General features: G+C 46.1%; 19 protein-coding genes. 13 read left to right on the top strand and 6 right to left on the bottom strand.

Annotated elements, in window-relative coordinates:
- Window positions 1–2 precede the first annotated feature (2 nt).
- The 3 genes from fliH to fliJ are packed head-to-tail and all read left to right on the top strand — an operon-like array spanning window position 3 to window position 2,562.
- The gene (fliH, locus tag J4N43_RS16790) at window positions 3–758 is read left to right on the top strand and encodes a flagellar assembly protein FliH (protein WP_005375050.1); all 756 of its coding nucleotides are present in this window, start codon (window positions 3–5) and stop codon (window positions 756–758) included.
- Window positions 751–2,097, top strand: a complete 1,347-nt coding sequence (gene fliI / locus J4N43_RS16795) for a flagellar protein export ATPase FliI (protein ID WP_053350026.1) — start codon at window positions 751–753, stop codon at window positions 2,095–2,097. Before fliH ends, fliI begins: the two co-directional genes overlap by 8 nt.
- A gap of 24 nt (window positions 2,098–2,121) precedes the next feature.
- Window positions 2,122–2,562: a flagellar export protein FliJ gene (fliJ, locus tag J4N43_RS16800; RefSeq protein ID WP_005384016.1), complete on the top strand. Its 441-nt coding sequence runs from the start codon at window positions 2,122–2,124 to the stop codon at window positions 2,560–2,562.
- A 16-nt stretch (window positions 2,563–2,578) separates the two neighbouring features.
- On the opposite strand, the gene J4N43_RS16805 is transcribed toward fliJ, so the two are convergent.
- Both J4N43_RS16805 and J4N43_RS16810 read right to left on the bottom strand, forming a co-directional pair.
- Window positions 2,579–3,637 carry a S1 family peptidase gene (locus J4N43_RS16805; protein WP_025768593.1) on the bottom strand — a complete coding sequence of 353 codons (1,059 nt, stop codon included), beginning with the start codon at window positions 3,635–3,637 and terminating at the stop codon, window positions 2,579–2,581.
- 73 nt (window positions 3,638–3,710) lie between these two features.
- Window positions 3,711–4,604, bottom strand: coding sequence for a LysR substrate-binding domain-containing protein (locus tag J4N43_RS16810; protein ID WP_005375063.1), 894 nt, complete (start codon window positions 4,602–4,604; stop codon window positions 3,711–3,713).
- A gap of 128 nt (window positions 4,605–4,732) precedes the next feature.
- Here J4N43_RS16810 and J4N43_RS16815 point away from each other — a divergent pair, with 128 nt between their 5' ends.
- The 6 genes from J4N43_RS16815 (at window position 4,733) to J4N43_RS16840 (ending at window position 9,754) form a co-directional block, all read left to right on the top strand.
- Window positions 4,733–5,656: a DMT family transporter gene (locus tag J4N43_RS16815; RefSeq protein WP_053350027.1), complete on the top strand. Its 924-nt coding sequence runs from the start codon at window positions 4,733–4,735 to the stop codon at window positions 5,654–5,656.
- A 99-nt stretch (window positions 5,657–5,755) separates the two neighbouring features.
- A complete protein-coding gene (locus tag J4N43_RS16820) occupies window positions 5,756–6,202 on the top strand; it encodes an SRPBCC family protein (protein WP_005375065.1) in 447 nt (148 codons plus the stop codon).
- Window positions 6,203–6,285: 83 nt separating this feature from the next.
- The gene (locus J4N43_RS16825; RefSeq protein ID WP_033906857.1) at window positions 6,286–7,038 is read left to right on the top strand and encodes a phosphatase; all 753 of its coding nucleotides are present in this window, start codon (window positions 6,286–6,288) and stop codon (window positions 7,036–7,038) included.
- Between the two features lie 156 nt (window positions 7,039–7,194).
- Window positions 7,195–7,584 (top strand): cytochrome b562, encoded by a 390-nt coding sequence (locus tag J4N43_RS16830; RefSeq protein WP_005375067.1) that lies wholly within the window; start codon window positions 7,195–7,197, stop codon window positions 7,582–7,584.
- Window positions 7,585–7,803: 219 nt separating this feature from the next.
- Window positions 7,804–8,163 (top strand): hypothetical protein, encoded by a 360-nt coding sequence (locus J4N43_RS16835; RefSeq protein WP_080276971.1) that lies wholly within the window; start codon window positions 7,804–7,806, stop codon window positions 8,161–8,163.
- A 151-nt stretch (window positions 8,164–8,314) separates the two neighbouring features.
- Window positions 8,315–9,754, top strand: a complete 1,440-nt coding sequence (locus J4N43_RS16840; RefSeq protein WP_053350028.1) for a PepSY-associated TM helix domain-containing protein — start codon at window positions 8,315–8,317, stop codon at window positions 9,752–9,754.
- 51 nt (window positions 9,755–9,805) lie between these two features.
- On the opposite strand, the gene gloA2 is transcribed toward J4N43_RS16840, so the two are convergent.
- The 3 genes from gloA2 to J4N43_RS16855 all read right to left on the bottom strand — a co-directional run bounded on the left by gloA2 (window position 9,806) and on the right by J4N43_RS16855 (window position 11,681).
- Entirely contained in the window at window positions 9,806–10,189 is a 384-nt protein-coding gene (gene gloA2 / locus J4N43_RS16845; RefSeq protein WP_042521673.1) for an SMU1112c/YaeR family gloxylase I-like metalloprotein, read from the bottom strand.
- An 11-nt stretch (window positions 10,190–10,200) separates the two neighbouring features.
- Window positions 10,201–11,130 carry a LysR family transcriptional regulator gene (locus tag J4N43_RS16850; RefSeq protein ID WP_053350029.1) on the bottom strand — a complete coding sequence of 310 codons (930 nt, stop codon included), beginning with the start codon at window positions 11,128–11,130 and terminating at the stop codon, window positions 10,201–10,203.
- Between the two features lie 77 nt (window positions 11,131–11,207).
- Entirely contained in the window at window positions 11,208–11,681 is a 474-nt protein-coding gene (locus J4N43_RS16855) for a hypothetical protein (protein WP_053350030.1), read from the bottom strand.
- A gap of 288 nt (window positions 11,682–11,969) precedes the next feature.
- Between J4N43_RS16855 and J4N43_RS16860 the strand changes: the two genes are divergently transcribed.
- The 4 genes from J4N43_RS16860 to J4N43_RS16875 all read left to right on the top strand — a co-directional run bounded on the left by J4N43_RS16860 (window position 11,970) and on the right by J4N43_RS16875 (window position 15,726).
- On the top strand, window positions 11,970–12,653 hold the full coding sequence (locus J4N43_RS16860; protein WP_252094188.1) for a spondin domain-containing protein: 684 nt from the start codon (window positions 11,970–11,972) through the stop codon (window positions 12,651–12,653).
- A gap of 9 nt (window positions 12,654–12,662) precedes the next feature.
- The gene (locus J4N43_RS16865) at window positions 12,663–13,358 is read left to right on the top strand and encodes a spondin domain-containing protein (protein ID WP_053350032.1); all 696 of its coding nucleotides are present in this window, start codon (window positions 12,663–12,665) and stop codon (window positions 13,356–13,358) included.
- A gap of 146 nt (window positions 13,359–13,504) precedes the next feature.
- Window positions 13,505–14,236, top strand: coding sequence for a response regulator transcription factor (locus tag J4N43_RS16870; RefSeq protein WP_181881326.1), 732 nt, complete (start codon window positions 13,505–13,507; stop codon window positions 14,234–14,236).
- A 116-nt stretch (window positions 14,237–14,352) separates the two neighbouring features.
- Window positions 14,353–15,726 (top strand): sensor histidine kinase, encoded by a 1,374-nt coding sequence (locus J4N43_RS16875; RefSeq protein WP_053350034.1) that lies wholly within the window; start codon window positions 14,353–14,355, stop codon window positions 15,724–15,726.
- A gap of 26 nt (window positions 15,727–15,752) precedes the next feature.
- On the opposite strand, the gene J4N43_RS16880 is transcribed toward J4N43_RS16875, so the two are convergent.
- Window positions 15,753–16,268, bottom strand: coding sequence for a superoxide dismutase family protein (locus J4N43_RS16880; RefSeq protein WP_053350035.1), 516 nt, complete (start codon window positions 16,266–16,268; stop codon window positions 15,753–15,755).
- Between the last annotated feature and the right edge of the window lie 198 nt (window positions 16,269–16,466).

Genomic DNA, 16,466 nt, shown 5'->3' on the forward strand with positions numbered 1-16,466 from the left:
TCATGCTAGAGACAAAATCAAGTACTATGCGATTGCCTCCGAGCGGGTATCGTTTACACCGTTTTCCTCCTTTAGCGCAACCTAAGACTATCGAAGACGAATTCGGGCTAGATAACCAAGGCTGGCAAGAACCTCAAATAGATATCCAACAGCAACTTGAAGAAGGTTTTCAACAAGGTTTGCAACAAGGACATGAGGAAGGCTTACGCCAAGGTATCGAACAGGGCAAGCAACAAGGTCTGTTGGAAGGCCAAAAAGAAGGTTTCCAAAAAGGCTTTGTTTCCGGTGAGCAGTCTGGAAAGCAAGGCTTTTTGGAGGCGGCGAAGCCTGTCAATGAACTTTTTCACGCCCTTTCTCGTTGGCAAGATGAAAAAGAACAGCAACAACGCCATATGATTTGTGAACTGGTACAAAAGGTAGCTCAGCAAGTGATTCGTGCCGAGCTCACTTTAATGCCTCAGCAGATCCTAGCTTTGGTGGACGAGACATTGTCTGCCATGCCTGGTAAAGCGGAAACAGTAACTGTGCATTTAAATCCGCAAGATTTAGAGCGCATTACTCACATCAATGCTGATTTGCCGCAATCTTGGAAACTGGTCCCTAATACGGAGCTTCCTATTGGTGGCTGTCAGTTAGTGACTGATGACGCAGAAGCGGATGCGAGCTGCGACTCTCGTTTGGAAGCCTGTATGGACAATGTAAAGCAACACCTTTTGGATGAAGTCAGTATTCCACAGGTAGAGTCTGAGCATGAGTAATACCCTAAGCCATGAACTATTAAGTGAGCGTTTGAGCGAAGCCTTGGCTTCGCTTGATTCAATTCCTGTTGCTCGCGTAACAGGGCGATTGATAAAAGTAAACGGTTTAATGTTACAAGCCGTAGGGTGTCGGTTTAAGCTTGAGCAGCGTTGTCTCGTAGAAACCGCGGAAGGCGATATGATCGAAGCGCAAGTTGTGGGCTTTGAACACACTATTGCTTACCTCATGCCTATCCGCCGTTTAGGCGGTCTGTTTGCAGGTGCAAAAGTCATCCCTCTTGATGGTGACAGTACCGTGCAGCTAAGCTCTCAGTGGTTAGGACGCGTACTGAATGGTTTAGGTGAGCCGTTAGATGACGGGGCACCGCTTAAGGGGGGAGAGCGAGTTTCACTTGAACCAAAACCGATTAACCCACTGAAGCGACGCCCAGTTGATACACCACTCAACGTAGGCGTGCGTGCGATTAATGGACTATTAACGGTAGGCAAAGGCCAACGTATTGGTTTGATGGCTGGCAGTGGCGTCGGTAAAAGTGTGTTAATGGGGATGATCACCAAAAACACGGAGGCCGATGTAATTGTGGTCGGGCTTATCGGTGAGCGAGGCAGAGAAGTACGTGAGTTTATCGAGAGAAACTTAACCCCAGAAGCGCGCAAGAAAGCGATCATTATCGCGGCTCCTGCTGATGAATCCCCGCTAATGAGGTTAAGAGCGACACTACTTTGTCATCGCGTTTCAGAGTATTTCCGAGACCAAGGCAAAGACGTTCTACTTCTGATGGACTCTCTAACCCGATACGCCATGGCACAGCGCGAAATCGCTCTTTCGCTCGGTGAGCCTCCAGCTTCTCGTGGTTATCCGCCCTCAGTCTTCAGCGTGTTACCTCAACTCCTAGAGCGAGCGGGTAACAGTGAAAATCAACATGGTAGCTTAACGGCAATTTATACCGTATTGGCAGAAGGGGACGACCAACAAGATCCTGTCGTGGATTCCGCGCGCGCCATCTTAGATGGGCATGTCGTTTTATCGCGTCAACTGGCTGAGCAAGGGCATTATCCCGCGATAGATATCAACGCGTCTATTAGCCGTTGTATGAATACTTGTACGCAGGACGCACACAGCACGATTGCGAATAACTTCCGTCAAATGTACTCCAACTACCTTCAGGTTAAAGAGTTACTGCCATTAGGGGGTTATCAACCAGGACAAGATCCTGAGTTAGATCAATCTGTTGCTATGTATCCAAATTTGCGTGCATATCTACAACAAGCTGCCAACGAGTCTGTAGATTACCCAACCAGTTTGACCGAGCTCGCGCAGCTTTTTCAAAGTGCTTAATCAAATGGGAGTGACAAGGCTGAAATGAAATCCAAGTTAAAAGCCGTAGGCAAGTTACAGCAAATGGAAGAAAAACAGCGTGACCGTGTGGGTCAACAACTTGATGCCATGCGTCAGCGTCACTCCCATCTTTCAATGCAATTGGAACAGTTGTCGGCGTTGAAAGGCCACGCTGGACAATCAACCCGAACCGGCCCGACGCTGACGAGCGCGGCTTTGATGAACTTTAATCGTGTTGACCAAATGCTACAAAGAATGCTTCGTCACCACGAGCAAGAGCAAGCCGTTATGCAAGCGGAATGTGCATCTGTACAGAAAACGCTAGAACACAAGCACGCACGCGTTCAAGGGTTAGAAAAAGTGCTTGAACGTTGGCGTACTAAGCAGAACTATGAAAAAGCGAAAAAAGAGCAAAAGATGATTGAAGACATCATTAACTCTCGCGTTAAGCGCAAGATATTATGATGTCTTGTTGACGCTACTAGGAGCGCGAATAATTTCTGCGGTGTCTTAGCCAACCAAACCAGCCTCCAAGCATGATCAACCCTGATCCGAGAGCACCGCCGCCACTGCTGCCGTTGTTACCAAAGCCAGATGTGTTGGTATCGACAGGCTCAAAGCCAGAGTCCCCTTCGCTATGATAATCTTCCGAACTTGCTAAGAGGGCGTTATAACTGGTTTTTACACCTGAGCTGGTTTGGGTCTCAATCCATGTTGCATAGTTCAAAATCTCGGTAAACACACTTGGAATCGCAGCGGATTCGCAAACTGAAGAACCGTAGCTCACAATGCCAATTTGCTGATACATGCCATTATTGTCTTGATAGGTGAGAGGACCGCCTGAGTCACCACGACAGATGCCAGTGTAGCTTCGTTCAGGAAATCCATTCGCACATAAACTTTCCTGAGCGTTAAACCCTGTTACCAACGAAGCGCATTGGGTGTCGGTAAGGGGTTTTACTTCTGCCCAGCGTAAATAGTTAGGGGGGCTTTCATCATTGGTTGAGGTCTGACCTAAACCGAATATCTGATAAACTGACTTGCTGCTGTAGTCTCCAAAGTCTTGCGGTAAAGTGATGGATTGGACGTTATCGGTGATAGGTCTAGTCAATTCAAGGACAGCGATGTCATTAATCCATAAATCGCTAGGCACATAATCAGGATGAATCGTGATAGAGCGAACATCTTTGAATTCTTCAACAAACACGTCATTCATCGTAGGGTTTTTGACTAGCACTCGTAGATCGTTGATTGTCCAGCCATCAGTAAAAACGCTTGGTTCTACGCAGTGGGCCGCAGTTAAAATGAAGCGGTCGTTTACAATGGTTCCCCCACAAATATTGGCAAACTGATTAGCGCCAGTTTTATGTAGAATAAGACGTGCAAAAAAAGGAAGTTGGTTTTGGGTAGCCTGCTGACCCCCAATAATTGCCGTGGAGATCCCTTGTTCTGAAAGGCGGTTATCATTTTCTACTTCAGCGGTCGTACTCAAAGATACTGCAAAACAGAGTGCGCTTAGCCATATTTGATACTGCTTCATAAACCATCCTTGGATGAAAAGTGCTCTTCTAACTTTATACTAGTTTTTCAGTGAATGTGCTTAACAAAAGTTTCTAATAGTTGAATGATTGTTGTAGCCAAGATCGCAACAGATGAAACGATTCAAGCTTTAGCTTGTGTGGCGGGCATACAAAGTAAAGCTGTTGATGAGGATTAATGACGGGTTCACCCAGCTCGATTAGCTGACCATATTTGATGTCATCCTTCACAAACAAGCGATGAGTGACCAATAACCCCAAACGACGAGTTGTGGCCTGGACGGCTTGTATCGACATGTTAAAAGTGATTGGTTTTTTATTTTTAGGTCGCTGGATACCCGTCGCGTCCTGCCACACGTTCCAGTCGTTTTTTCTTCGCTCGTTAGTAACTTCAATGATGGGATACTGCTTTAAGAGTTGAGTGATGTTTGAGTCCTTTGTCGTCGCTAACAATTCAGGGCTGCACACCAAAACCAGTTCATCTTCACTGAGCTTTTCGCAGTAGTAATCCTGCCATTCTTCGGGATTTCCATGCACCAAGGCCGCGTCGATACCTTCTTGTTCTAAATTGAATCTGCCAGACAGGTTTGATAAACGAACGTCTAATTGAGGAGCAAACCCTTGTAAATCTGACATTCGAGGAATCCACCAGTGAAGAGCCAATGAATTGACCATATTGAGCGTAACACGTTGCAAGTTCTGATCTTGGATGAGTGCTTCCGTTGCATCGACAATTTGCTCTAAAGCGGGTGCCACCTTTCGGTAATACTTTTTACCGTCCGCATTGAGTTGAACTTGTCTGCCTATGCGATCAAACAGAGGCTTGTTGACTTGACTCTCCAGCGATTTAATCGCCTGACTTACGGCTGAGTGGCTCACACTTAATATCTGTGCTGCTTCTGTCATGCTGCCAGACTCAGCTACTGCAACAAATGCGTAGATGGACTTTAAGGGGACTAGTTTCCGCATAATTTAAAAACCGTAGCTGGTGATAGATAAGTTAAACTGTAAGTTTTTCTTACATCAATGGTTAATATTACTCGCTATTTGCGATGAGTGATGTCTTTTAAAATGCTCCATATATTAAGGAGTATTGAATGAATGCTGTAAATAAATCTATCCTTTTCATGTTGATGTCTACGTTAAGCTTATCTGTTACTGGACTGTTAGCAAAGCAGTTGTCAGGCGAACTTTCCGTCACACTATTTAGCTTCTTACGTTTTTTGGTGCCTGCGCTTATCTTGCTTATCTTACTTCGTGTGAAAAACCTTACCTTTCCTAAAGCGGGCACGCTAAAGCCTATTTTATTGCGAGCTCTTTGTATCGGTTTGTCACAACTTTGCTTTATCGCGTCATTACAAACGTTAACGCTCGTTGAAGGGGTCGTTTTGTTTGCTACTGGCCCATTATTTATTCCCTTGGTTGAAAAGCTGTTCATGAGGGGGCGCATTCGTGTTTCAACATTGGCGGCTTTAGCAATGGCGTTCACTGGTGTGGTTATGTTGGCGGGCGGTGGAAGTGAGATTACATGGCGAGCGGATTTATTGCTCGGCTTGGCTGGTGGACTCTTCAATTCTGGTTCTCAGCTTACGTTATATAAAGTGAGTAAAACAAATATGTCGCCGCTAGAAATCAACTTTTGGGCGTTTGGTTTTGCTGCCGTATTTCTGTTGCCGCTAACTTTGTTTAATGACTTCGACGCGTTACTTAATATGAGTGTTATGGCGCCTGAGATTTCTTCAAATACGCTGTGGATCGGTATGATGTCTCTGATGATCATTAACACCCAAGTTTTTCGCTCCAAAGCATATAAACTGGCAAGCAGTGGCTCTCAACTTGCGCCACTCATTTTTACTAACTTATTGTTCACTGCGGTTTGGCAGAGCCTGTTTTTTGAAGACCGAATGAGTCAAAGTCAAATTGTTGGGATGAGTTTAATAGTGCTCGCAATCATACTGAACACATGTTGGGTTCGCTTTAAGGCGCATCGCAGTGGCGGTTTACAAGCGAAAACTTCTTAGTCTGTCGGAAAATGAAGGGGGCAGGTAGATAAATTGGTCGTGTGGTTTGATTTTTCCTGAGTATGGGCTAGCGTCAAGAAAGGTTCAGGGAGAGAAATCATGCTTACGCTAAATTATTACGTCGAAATTTCGGCGACACCGCAACGAGTGTGGGAAGTGCTAACCGATGTTGAGTTGTATAAACGTTGGGCACAAGCCTTTTCACCGCAGTCTCAATTTGAAGGAGCTTGGGAAGAAGGAGGTGGCATCACTTTTTTTGATCCAGATATGGGCGGGACAAGGGCGATCATAGATACGGTGCTACCCCTTCAAAAACTTGAATTTCATCATGTTGCCATTTTTAATCCGGATAATCGTCAACAACTCGATGCTGACCTAGCATCTAGGTGGATCGGATCGCGAGAGATCTACCAGATCGATACCAACAACGATCGTTTACTACTCAATGTTACCATTCATACTCACAATGACTTTGTTTCCATGTTTAATCACGGATGGGAAAAAGCTTTACCCTTGATAAAAGCCATTAGTGAAGAGCAAGCTTAGGGTTCTTGCTTATCTTGGGCTGACGATGCGTTACCTGAAGGTATACAATAGCACGCAAGATAGCGCACCTAAGAGAGTGGATGATGGAATTTAAAGTTGATACCCATACACATACGTACGCCAGTGGTCACGCGTACAGTACCTTGATTGAAAATGCAAAGTTGGCAAAAGAGAACGGGCTGGATATGTTCTGCACGACCGATCACGCAGAATCAATGCCGGGTGCGCCTCATTACTGGTTCTTCTCTAACCAGAAAATTCTGCCTCGTTTTCTTGAAGGCGTTGCGATTATTCGCGGCGTTGAATCTAACATTATGAATACCGAAGGCGACATTGATATTCCACTGAGTGTGGACCGCAACTTAGATTGGGTGATCGCGAGTTTTCATGAACCCGTTTTTCGTCCAGCAAACAAGCAAACTCACACGGAAGCACTTGTTAATGTCATTCAGAGTGGTCGTATTGATGCGCTCGGTCATCTTGGTAATCCAAATTTCGACTTTGATTTTCAGACCGTTTTAGCGTGCGCGAAAGAGCACAATGTCGCGATTGAAATTAATAACACCACGCTGAAAGGCAACAGCCGAGTAGGCAGCGTAGACCGTTGCCACGAGATTGCACAAATCGGGAAAGATCTCGGTGTTTTCTTCACCACGGGCAGTGACGCGCACTTCTGTCACGATGTTGGTAATCTGGAGTTGGTTGGAGAGTTAATGGACAAAGTGGGTATTGATAGCAAGAAAGTGATTACTCACACCGCTCAGCAGTTTTTGTCTTTCTTAGCTTTGAGAGGCCGTAAACCAATTGCAGAATATGACAGCATTCTCAACGCATAAACTTGATTACATTTAAGGTATGCACCCGACGCCAGATTGCTTTACACTGCGACCCGGAAATACTCAACTAAGCTAGTTTTTCGCCTTTTATGGCGTAGGTTATTTGGGTGAATAAAGCCGACACAGAATTCGGCACTATAAATGGAGAAGTGAAAAATGTTACGTCCTTTAGTCCTAGGGTGTGCTATTGCGTTTGGCTCAACATACGCAATGGCAGAAGCGGTTGATTTAAAACAAAACATGAAACAGATGAAGATGGAATTCAAACAGGCGGCAGAAGCATCTGATGTCGAAACCATGAAATCTGCGATTGATAGCTTGCAAGCGATTGTTGAACAATCTAAGCGTGGTAATTACCCACCAGAGAAGTTTGATACTTACTTAGAAGGCTTTAACAAGCTGACGGTAACGCTAGATAAGATTGAAGCGGATCTTGATGCGGGCAAGCTACAAGAAGCAAAAGACCAACTGCGTGAAATCGATAGCCTTCGTGAAGAGTACCACGACAAGCGCAATCCAAGCATTTGGAGCAAGTTGTTCGGCTAATTATCTACTGAGCGGAGCATTTGCTCGTGGCAGTGGATTACGCGTTATCTCTAAGTAATGAATGAACACATTATCAGCCTGCCATTTCGGCGGGCTTTTTTGCGCCTGTCAATCGATGCATTCAAGAAAACCTGTGAGGTAGCAACCACTTATTGATACTGTTTTTTGAGCTATCACTCAAAATTGGTTACGCTGTGTGAAATTTGTTAAGTCACCGTTATGCGTAGATTAATTCCCTTTTACCGCTCGATGTTATTTGCTAGTGCTCTCAGTTGGGTGCTAGTGACGCTGATGCCTGTTATCAATGCTCATGGTAACAGCATGGGCGTGTGGGCGACGCTATGTACGCTTAACGGTTTTGAGTTGGTTCAAATAGAAGAGGGCGACAATTCGGTCAGCCACAAAGGCAAGCCTTGTCCGTTTAGCCACTTCTCGACTTTTCATCACGATACACTTCCAACGACACCGATACTTTCAAGACAGAGCTTGGTGACTTCTGACAGCTACGCTTATTTGGCTCTAAGTGTGCGATTTGAAACACCAGTTCCTAGAGCGCCGCCAGTTTCTCTTTTCTCATAACGAAAACAATAACAAGTAAAGTCACATAACACTGCCACTTCGAGCAGTGGTACTCCCAAATCTAAGTCAAATAACGCCGCATACGAATGTGTATGTGCAGGATGCGTTTGGCTGAATTTGGGTGTTCAACAATGAAAAAAGGAAAATACACATGTTGAGAAACTCGGCAAAGCCTCAACTCAAGGAAGCCTCACGCGCAAAATCCATCTACTTTATGACGTGGCGATGGCACTTTTACGCAGGTTTGTTCGTCATTCCATTTATGCTCATGCTTTCCCTCACGGGGTTGGTGATGTTGTTTGATGATGAAATCGAACTGGCTCGATACGAAGCGACATTACAAGTTTCACCACAAGAGCACATGATTCCTGTCTCTGCACAATTGGAAACCGTAAAGCAGGCGTATCCCGATTTTAATGTCACTCAATTTGTACCTGCTAAAACGGCCGATATCGCCAACCGATTCTCGATTCAAAACCAAGAAGGCAGCTCGCTGATTGTTGCAGTAAATCCTTACACAGGAGACGTACAAGGCACCATTAATCGTGGTGATAGCATCTATGAACTGATGAATAGTATTCACGGTACGCTGCTCATTGGCGACCTAGGCGACCGTTTAATTGAAATCGCCGCAAGTCTGGGGATTTTGCTGTTGGTATCTGGTTTGTACCTTTGGTTACCTAGAGACAACGCAAGTCGCGCCGGCTTTTTGAAAATTCGCCTTAACAATGGCCCTCGAATTTTGATGCGTGACCTGCATGCGAATTTAGGTGGCGTGCTGTCGATTGTACTGTTGTTCTTTTTGATTTCAGGTTTGTCGTGGGCAGGGATCTGGGGAGCGAAAATGGTACAAGCTTGGAATACCTTCCCAACCTATTACACATGGGGTGAGAAACCGGAATCTACACTGACACACAAAGATCTTAACCATGGTGCTTCAGAAGAGATGCCATGGAACTTAGAGCTTGCTGCTGTGCCAGAGTCGAAAGACAAACCAGCTCATGATCATGCCAATATGAAGGAAGAGATGGCATACGCAGGCAACCATGATGCGCTCTCCATTGATGATATCATCCTCAAGGCTGAAATGATGGGCTTCACTGGCTATAAGCTGTTTTTGCCACGCTCTGAGACGGGCGTTTACACCGTTGCAGCTAACTCTATGGGCGGCGATATTTCCGACCCAAGACAAGATCGCACCAGCCACTTTGACCAATATTCCGGTCGCTTGTTGGTGGACGTCACGTGGCAAGATTACAGTTTGTTTGCCAAGTTAATGGCGGCAGGTGTGTCATTGCATCAAGGTGATGTCAGTGTGCTTAACAAAGTGCTCAACGTGGTGTTCTGTTTGGCGTTCATCTTAATCTCAATCACAGGTGTGGTGATGTGGTGGATTCGTAGACCAAGTCGCAGTGCTGCATTGGGCGCGCCACCTAAGTTTCAGCAAGGCGGTATTTGGAAGCTTGGTTTAGTAACGTTGGTAGTATTGTGTCTGGCGTTCCCGATGGGCGGTTTGGCAATTGTTACGGTTCTAGCTCTGGATTGGTTGTTGTTTAACCGCGTCGAGAAGCTGAAAACGGCGTTGAATTAGTAACAGACAAAGAGTGGAATAGTAGAAGAGCCAGCGAAGTTCTGGCTCTTTTTATTTCTGATAAATTTCCAGCGGTAAGCCATCTGGATCTTGGAAGAAGGTAAAGGCTTTACCTGTGAATTCGTCAATACGAATTGGCTCAACTTCAACGTCATTCGATTCTAGGTAGGCTTTCACTTGTTCAACATCATCAACCAAAAATGCGAGATGCCTTAACCCTTGTGCTTCAGGAAAGCTCGGTCTCTCTGGTGCGCCCGGAAAGCTAAACAGTTCCACTTGGCCGCCGTCAGGTAAAGCGAGGTCAAGCTTGTATGAGTCTCTGGCTTCACGATAGTTTTCAGCAATGACTTTTAATCCCAACACTTCAGTGTAAAAGCGTTTTGACTTTGGGTAATCGCTGCAAATGATCGCGACGTGATGAATAGCATTAAACATGGTTAGCCTCTTCAAGCATGGTAAGTTTCCTCGGAGACTAAATGCTCCTTAACGAAGTCGATAAACACGCGTAGACGAGCAGGCATGTATTTGGTTTGTGCATACTGCATCGCGATAGCGCCATGGTAGTTACTCTTGATCATCCAATCCGGCAATACTTCCACCACTTCCCCTTGCTCTAATGCGTCTTTGATCACGAAGTCATGGAAGATCCCAATTCCCAAGCCAGACTTAACCCCGTTCAAGCGCATTTGAGAATGGTTGACGGCGTAGCGTCCACTCACGGCAATGGAGTGGAACGCTTCTTCTTTAAAGAATGACCAGATGTTGTCTTTGTCGTTCTCGGCAAGGTAAATGCAGTCGTGCTGCTCAAGTTCAGTGGGATGCTCAGGCATACCGTGTTTGGTGAGGTAATCTGGAGAGGCACATAAAACGAGATTGGTCTTGCTGATCTCTTTGAGTACCAGATTCTCATCGGGTTTGTCGGTGAGCTTGAATGCGACATCAATTCCTTGGCGGAACAGATCGATCTCACCATCTGCTGCACGCAGCTTAAGCTGTATATTTGGATAACGTTCTAGGAATGGCAACACAAACGGTTGAAGCACCGAATTAAGAAATGCTTCTGGGGCTGCCACTGTGAGTGCGCCTGTTGGCTCAGCATGATCTTCTGCAGATAACTCAACGGCTTGCTGCGCGGCATTCACCATTGCGATGCTTTGGTCGTAAACCTTTTGCCCAGCTTGAGTAATGATCAACTTACGAGTCGTGCGCTCAAACAGTTTCACCGAGAGGGCTTGCTCTAATCGCGTGATCAACTTACTTAAAGCCGATGGCGTTACGCCGAGTTGTTTAGCAGCAGCGGTAAAACTGCCTTCGTTTACCACCAAGATAAACGAAGCAAGATCAGGAAGTAGGGCAATGAGTTTTGGATTAACCATAATTGTTCAGTTCTGCGCAGCGGAATAACGATATTGTCTGGTACGGTTTCACGAGGTTCAAGTGTCACCGTCTCGCTTTAACGATATTTTGCCAAAAATGCATTGAGTGCAGGCAAGCCAGATTCACCAGTATGGTATTGCTGCCAACAGTGATAAATGGCCGTTTCGTGGTCTGCAATCAACTCGATAGCTTCTCGCTCAGCGATTGAATACTGCTGTGAAGCTTTCACTTCTTCATGCCACTCTCGATACTTGACCTCATAAGGTTCTACCCACTTCAGAAGAGTCGCTACCAACTCTTGCCATGGTAAACCAATCCACTTGGTTGCATCTGCCAAGCCTTTATCTAGCATTTCTTGGTGTCGACTTTCGATATCCATGCCATTTGTCAGCAGTACAGGTTTGAGCTTTTCTGCGGTGAGTTCTTCCACTTCAATCAAGGCTTGCCACAGCGTTTGTTGTTCACTTTGGGCGTAATGGCTCAAGTAGTGGTTGAAAAAAGCGATGCCGTAGATTTCGCCATAGTAGGCAGACAGAGCGTTATGAATCATGGTGAGAATCGTGATTTAAACAGAGAATACCGCATTGTAGGAGGGGAAAGCGCGAAGTGTAAATACCTGATTAAGAGTAAAAAAGTGCTGCTGACAGAATTCGAACAGAACTTGTGAGAATTTTATGAGAATTCGATGAAGTTGCTGATAGATTTGCTCGTCATCCTTAGAGGCAAGAACGCAAAACGTTCGAAACGTAATGCTTAACCTACTCAAGTCACGAACAAAGAAGTAAAGCCGTACACATGGGCTTGGGTAGTTCAACCCTCATTAAAGGATGGAATCACAATGAAAAAACGTACCCAACTCGGACTCGTCATGACTTCAGTCGCTATGGCACTAGGCTCTGCACCAGTGAATGCAGCGGAATTGGAAATCACCGTGACAAACGCAACCAAAGGCATCTACTTTACGCCTCTTATTGTTGCCGCACATGGTTCTGACCTTCAAATGTTCAGAACGGGTCAAGCAGCAACGCCAGAACTAGAAGCAATGGCAGAAGGCGGTGATATCTCTGGTCTTGCTAGTGTGATTGGTAACGCTGGTGGTGCGGTGGTTGAGAATCCTGCTGGTGGCATTTTGAATCCGGGTGTTGCAACCACCTTCACCTTGGACAGTGGCGACCACGGTTATCTTTCTCTGAGCGCGATGTTGCTGCCAACCAATGATGGTTTCGTCGGTCTAGATAGTTGGAAGATTCCAACGGAAGCGGGTACATACCGAGCAACGCTAAGAAGTTACGATGCCGGTACAGAAGCGAACGATGAACTTGCGTCTAGCATGCCAAACCCACCTTTCATTACCTTTGGTACTGGCGGCACAGGCGTTGAAGCAACGGTAACTAACGACAAGGTTCACGTGCATCCGGGTAACCTTGGTGATAGCGACCCAACCGGCGGCATCAGTGACCTAGACAGCAGCAGCCTTCGTTGGTTAAACCCAGTTGCAACCATCACAATCGTTGTGAAGTAAGGGGGATGTATGAAATACAGAATCTTACTAGTAGCAGCTTCAATCGGCTTGCTCGCCGGTTGTCCAAGCGATGATGATAATGACGTAGTGAAATCGTACCGCTACACCGTCAACGTGGCGAACTTGACTGCGAATCAACCTATGTCTCCGCTCGCGGTACTCACTCACAATGGTGACTACCAACTGTTTGAAATTGGACAAGCGGCATCTGTTGAACTTGAGCATCTTGCCGAAGGCGGTAGTAACGCTGAGCTGATTGAGTTGATGAACAGCAATGACAGTGTTTACCAAGGTATTTCGGGTAATGGATTGGTGTTGCCGGGGGCATCGGACGAAGTCACCATCACGGTTGACCCTAATCGTTACGGTTACTTGTCAGTGGCGTCTATGTTCGTGAATACCAACGATGCCTTTGTTGGCGAAACGGGGCTATCGCTCAAATCGCTCGCAGTGGGTGAAAGCTATGAAATGAGCATGAACGTTTGGGATTCCGGTACAGAGCTAAACGATGAGCTTGCCGCAACCATTCCGGGCCCAGCAGGCGGCGGTGAGGGCTTCAATGCCGCCCGTAATGATAGCAATGACGTTGTTGCTTTCCATGCAGGTGTTGTTAGCCAAGATGACGGATTAGCAAACTCAGCACTTTCTGCGAACCATCGTTTCTTGAACCCAGGTGCGAAAGTCACCATCACTCGAGTCGAGTAACACAGGCTCCGATGACGTCTCCTTTCCAAAGCGCTTGTAACCGAGCGCTTTATCCCTCATGGCGTCATCGGAACCTTTTTTGAAAGAATTTCTAATTGGTTCCGGTCATGTGCAAAGTGAGGATACTCGAAGGCAAGGAAAGGACCATGGAACAACAGGCAATCAATTTAGTCGCGAACATCTTGTTGGTGGAAGATGACGATGATTTGGCAGAACTGGTTCAGATGCATCTCAAGTTTCAAGGACACCAAGTGTCGCGAGCCACAAATGTCGCCGATGCTAAAGCGCAATACCAGCAACAACCCTTTGATTTATTGATCCTTGACCGAGGTTTACCAGATGGTGATGGCCTAGACATCTGCCATTATTTGCGTCAACAACAAGATTGGAGCCCGGTGCTCATGCTGACAGCCAGAGACGGTGAAATGGACAAGGTTGACGGTTTAGAAGCGGGCGTTGATGACTACATCACTAAGCCATTTAGCGTATTAGAATTCCAAGCACGAGTGCGAAACGTGCTCCGTAGAGTCAGCCAAACCGCAGAAGTCAAAGTAGCAGATGAAGTCCTAGACGATGCGATGGATTTTGGTCCGCTGAGAATCATTCCGGAGTTGCACCAAGTATCCCTAAACGACAAAGACGTCACTCTTACCGCGACAGAGTTTACTTTGCTGCAGTTTCTCGCGACTCGTCCGGGCAGAGTCTACAGTAAAGATGAATTGCTCGATCACGTTTGGAACACCAGTCATTCTGGTTATCACCATACGGTGTGTAGCACCATAAACCGTTTACGCAGCAAGTTGTCTTTGTCTGATTCTGATCATCACTTCATTCAAACCGTGTGGGGTGTTGGGTATAAGTTTCAACCAAGACACTAATGCAAGAAAGTAAGTCAAAACATCAAGTCAAGACAGTAAGTCGGCAGTTGTTTTCACCGTCATTTTTCAATCATCACGGGTGTTTCAAAAACACCGCTGTTTAAGGAGGCGATAGGATGAGCTTCAAATCTCGCTTGGTAGTATTTACTAGCTTGTGGTTCTGCCTCGCGGCGGTGGTGATTGCACTAACTTACAATTGGCAAAAAGAAACCATTGAGCTACGCACTAAGCAAAGCCTACATAAAGAGCTAGCAAGCCATATGCGTGACGATAATCCGCTGATGATCGGGACGGATTACAACCCTAAAGCACTTAAGTCGATCTTTCACACGCTTATGCTGATTGGCCCTGATTTTGAAATCTACTTCCTCGATAGCCAAGGCAATATCACCACCCATGCAGCGCCAGAAGGAGCTGAGATCATGGGAGCGGTGGATCTCAATCCCATTAAGCAATTCTTAAATGACCAGCCTTTTCCTATTTTGGGTGAAGACCCACGTAATCGTGGTGAGCACAAAGTCTTTTCTGTCGCGGCGATAGAGGAATTAGGCTCAACGGTCGGTTATCTCTACGTGGTGATTGGCAGTACCCGACATGACGCCATTGCCAATGCTCAAGTCGACACCCCTTACATCGCGCTGGCAGGATTGGTCTTAGTGTCCATTTTAGGCTTTGCTCTTGGAGCTTATGTGCTGGTCAAACGTAGTCTGTTGAACCCGATTGAGCGTGTGACCAAACAACTTCAACAGCAAGCTGAACATGATTTCCGCCTGCAACCTGATTTCACTCACCAAGTGCCGGAGCTCGTGCCGATTGCGAACTCTTATCAGATGATGGCGAAGCATATTCAGCAGCAGTTTTTACAGTTGGAGTATCAATCGTCTCATCGTCGTCAAAGCTTGTTGCAGCTTAGTCATGATTTAAAAACGCCATTATCGAGCGTGCTGGGCTATTTGGAAACGTGGCGTTTGCAACATCCGGAATCTGATCCTTTGATTGACGTCGCTTTCCGAAATTGTGAGAAGCTTTCAACTCAATTGCATTCTCTATTAGACGCTGCGCGTAAAGAAGCTCCAATGCCAAACTACGAGTACCGCCCTGTGGATCTTGGCACGTTGATGGCAGAATGTGCCGAAACGATGCAGAGCCAGTTTTCTCGTAAAGAAGTGGTGTTGAAAGTGGATATCGATAGCGAAATCCAAACCGTGGGTGATAAGGGGCTATTGGAGCGGTTGGTGCTTAACTTACTTGAAAATGCTTTACGCCACAGCCCAATTGGTTCGGAAGTGCATTGCCAAGCGCATTTGAGTGAGGATAAGTCGCGTATCCACTTTACCTTCGTCAATCACATCGAGAAAGAAGCGGAGGGCGGTTCTTTGGGGATCGGGACGAAGATTGTCCAATCGATCTTAATGCTTCACCACAGCTACCTTGAGACCAATGCAACATCCTCTCAGTATCAACAGAAGTTCACACTTCTCGCAATCTAAGAGAAGTGTGACACATAAGTTAATGTTTATTCAATAACACCACATATGACGCGAGCGCCACCACCACCTAGCTTACTTGGGTGATCGGAGTGATTGTCACCACCAGCATGGATCATTAACGCTCGACCTTTTAAATCCGATAATTTTAGGCGAGGCGCGACAACGGGCTGATTGGCATTGCCGTCCATGTCCACATAGAGTGGAGGCAAGTCGCCTAAATGATTGTCATCGGTCCAAGGATAGCCATGCTTCCCTGTGTTGTTAGGATCATAATGGCCACCTGCTGCGCCGCCTAATACGGTTTTGTCATCCTTTTCTATGCTATCGCAAGATGGATTAGTGTGAACATGGAAACCGTGCACACCTGCTGACAAACCTGATAATTGAGGCGTAAAAACAACGCCATAATCACTTTGTGAAATCTCAATGGTACCCGCACTCTCATTGGTGTTGAGAGCAGTCATTTCTACCGTTTTCGCTAGCACGTTAGGGGCGGCGACAAGAGCGGATGCAACTGAAATGCATAGCAATCCTTTTAACATGGGACCTCCTTCTTTTAGGGTGTACGCTCAAGCACATATTAGTGAAAACCTGTTGTACTTATGTCTGTTGAGCGGTGAGTTTATGTCATAGAGTGATGTGTATCACTTTATGGTCTTAAACTGATATCTCGATCCGAAATCAGCTTTCTTTTATTTAGTCTTAACATGTTGAGATCGTTAAGATATAAAAAGAATAGA

The organism is Vibrio sp. SCSIO 43009, from assembly GCF_023716525.1.
Taxonomy (GTDB): Bacteria; Pseudomonadota; Gammaproteobacteria; order Enterobacterales; family Vibrionaceae; genus Vibrio; species Vibrio alginolyticus.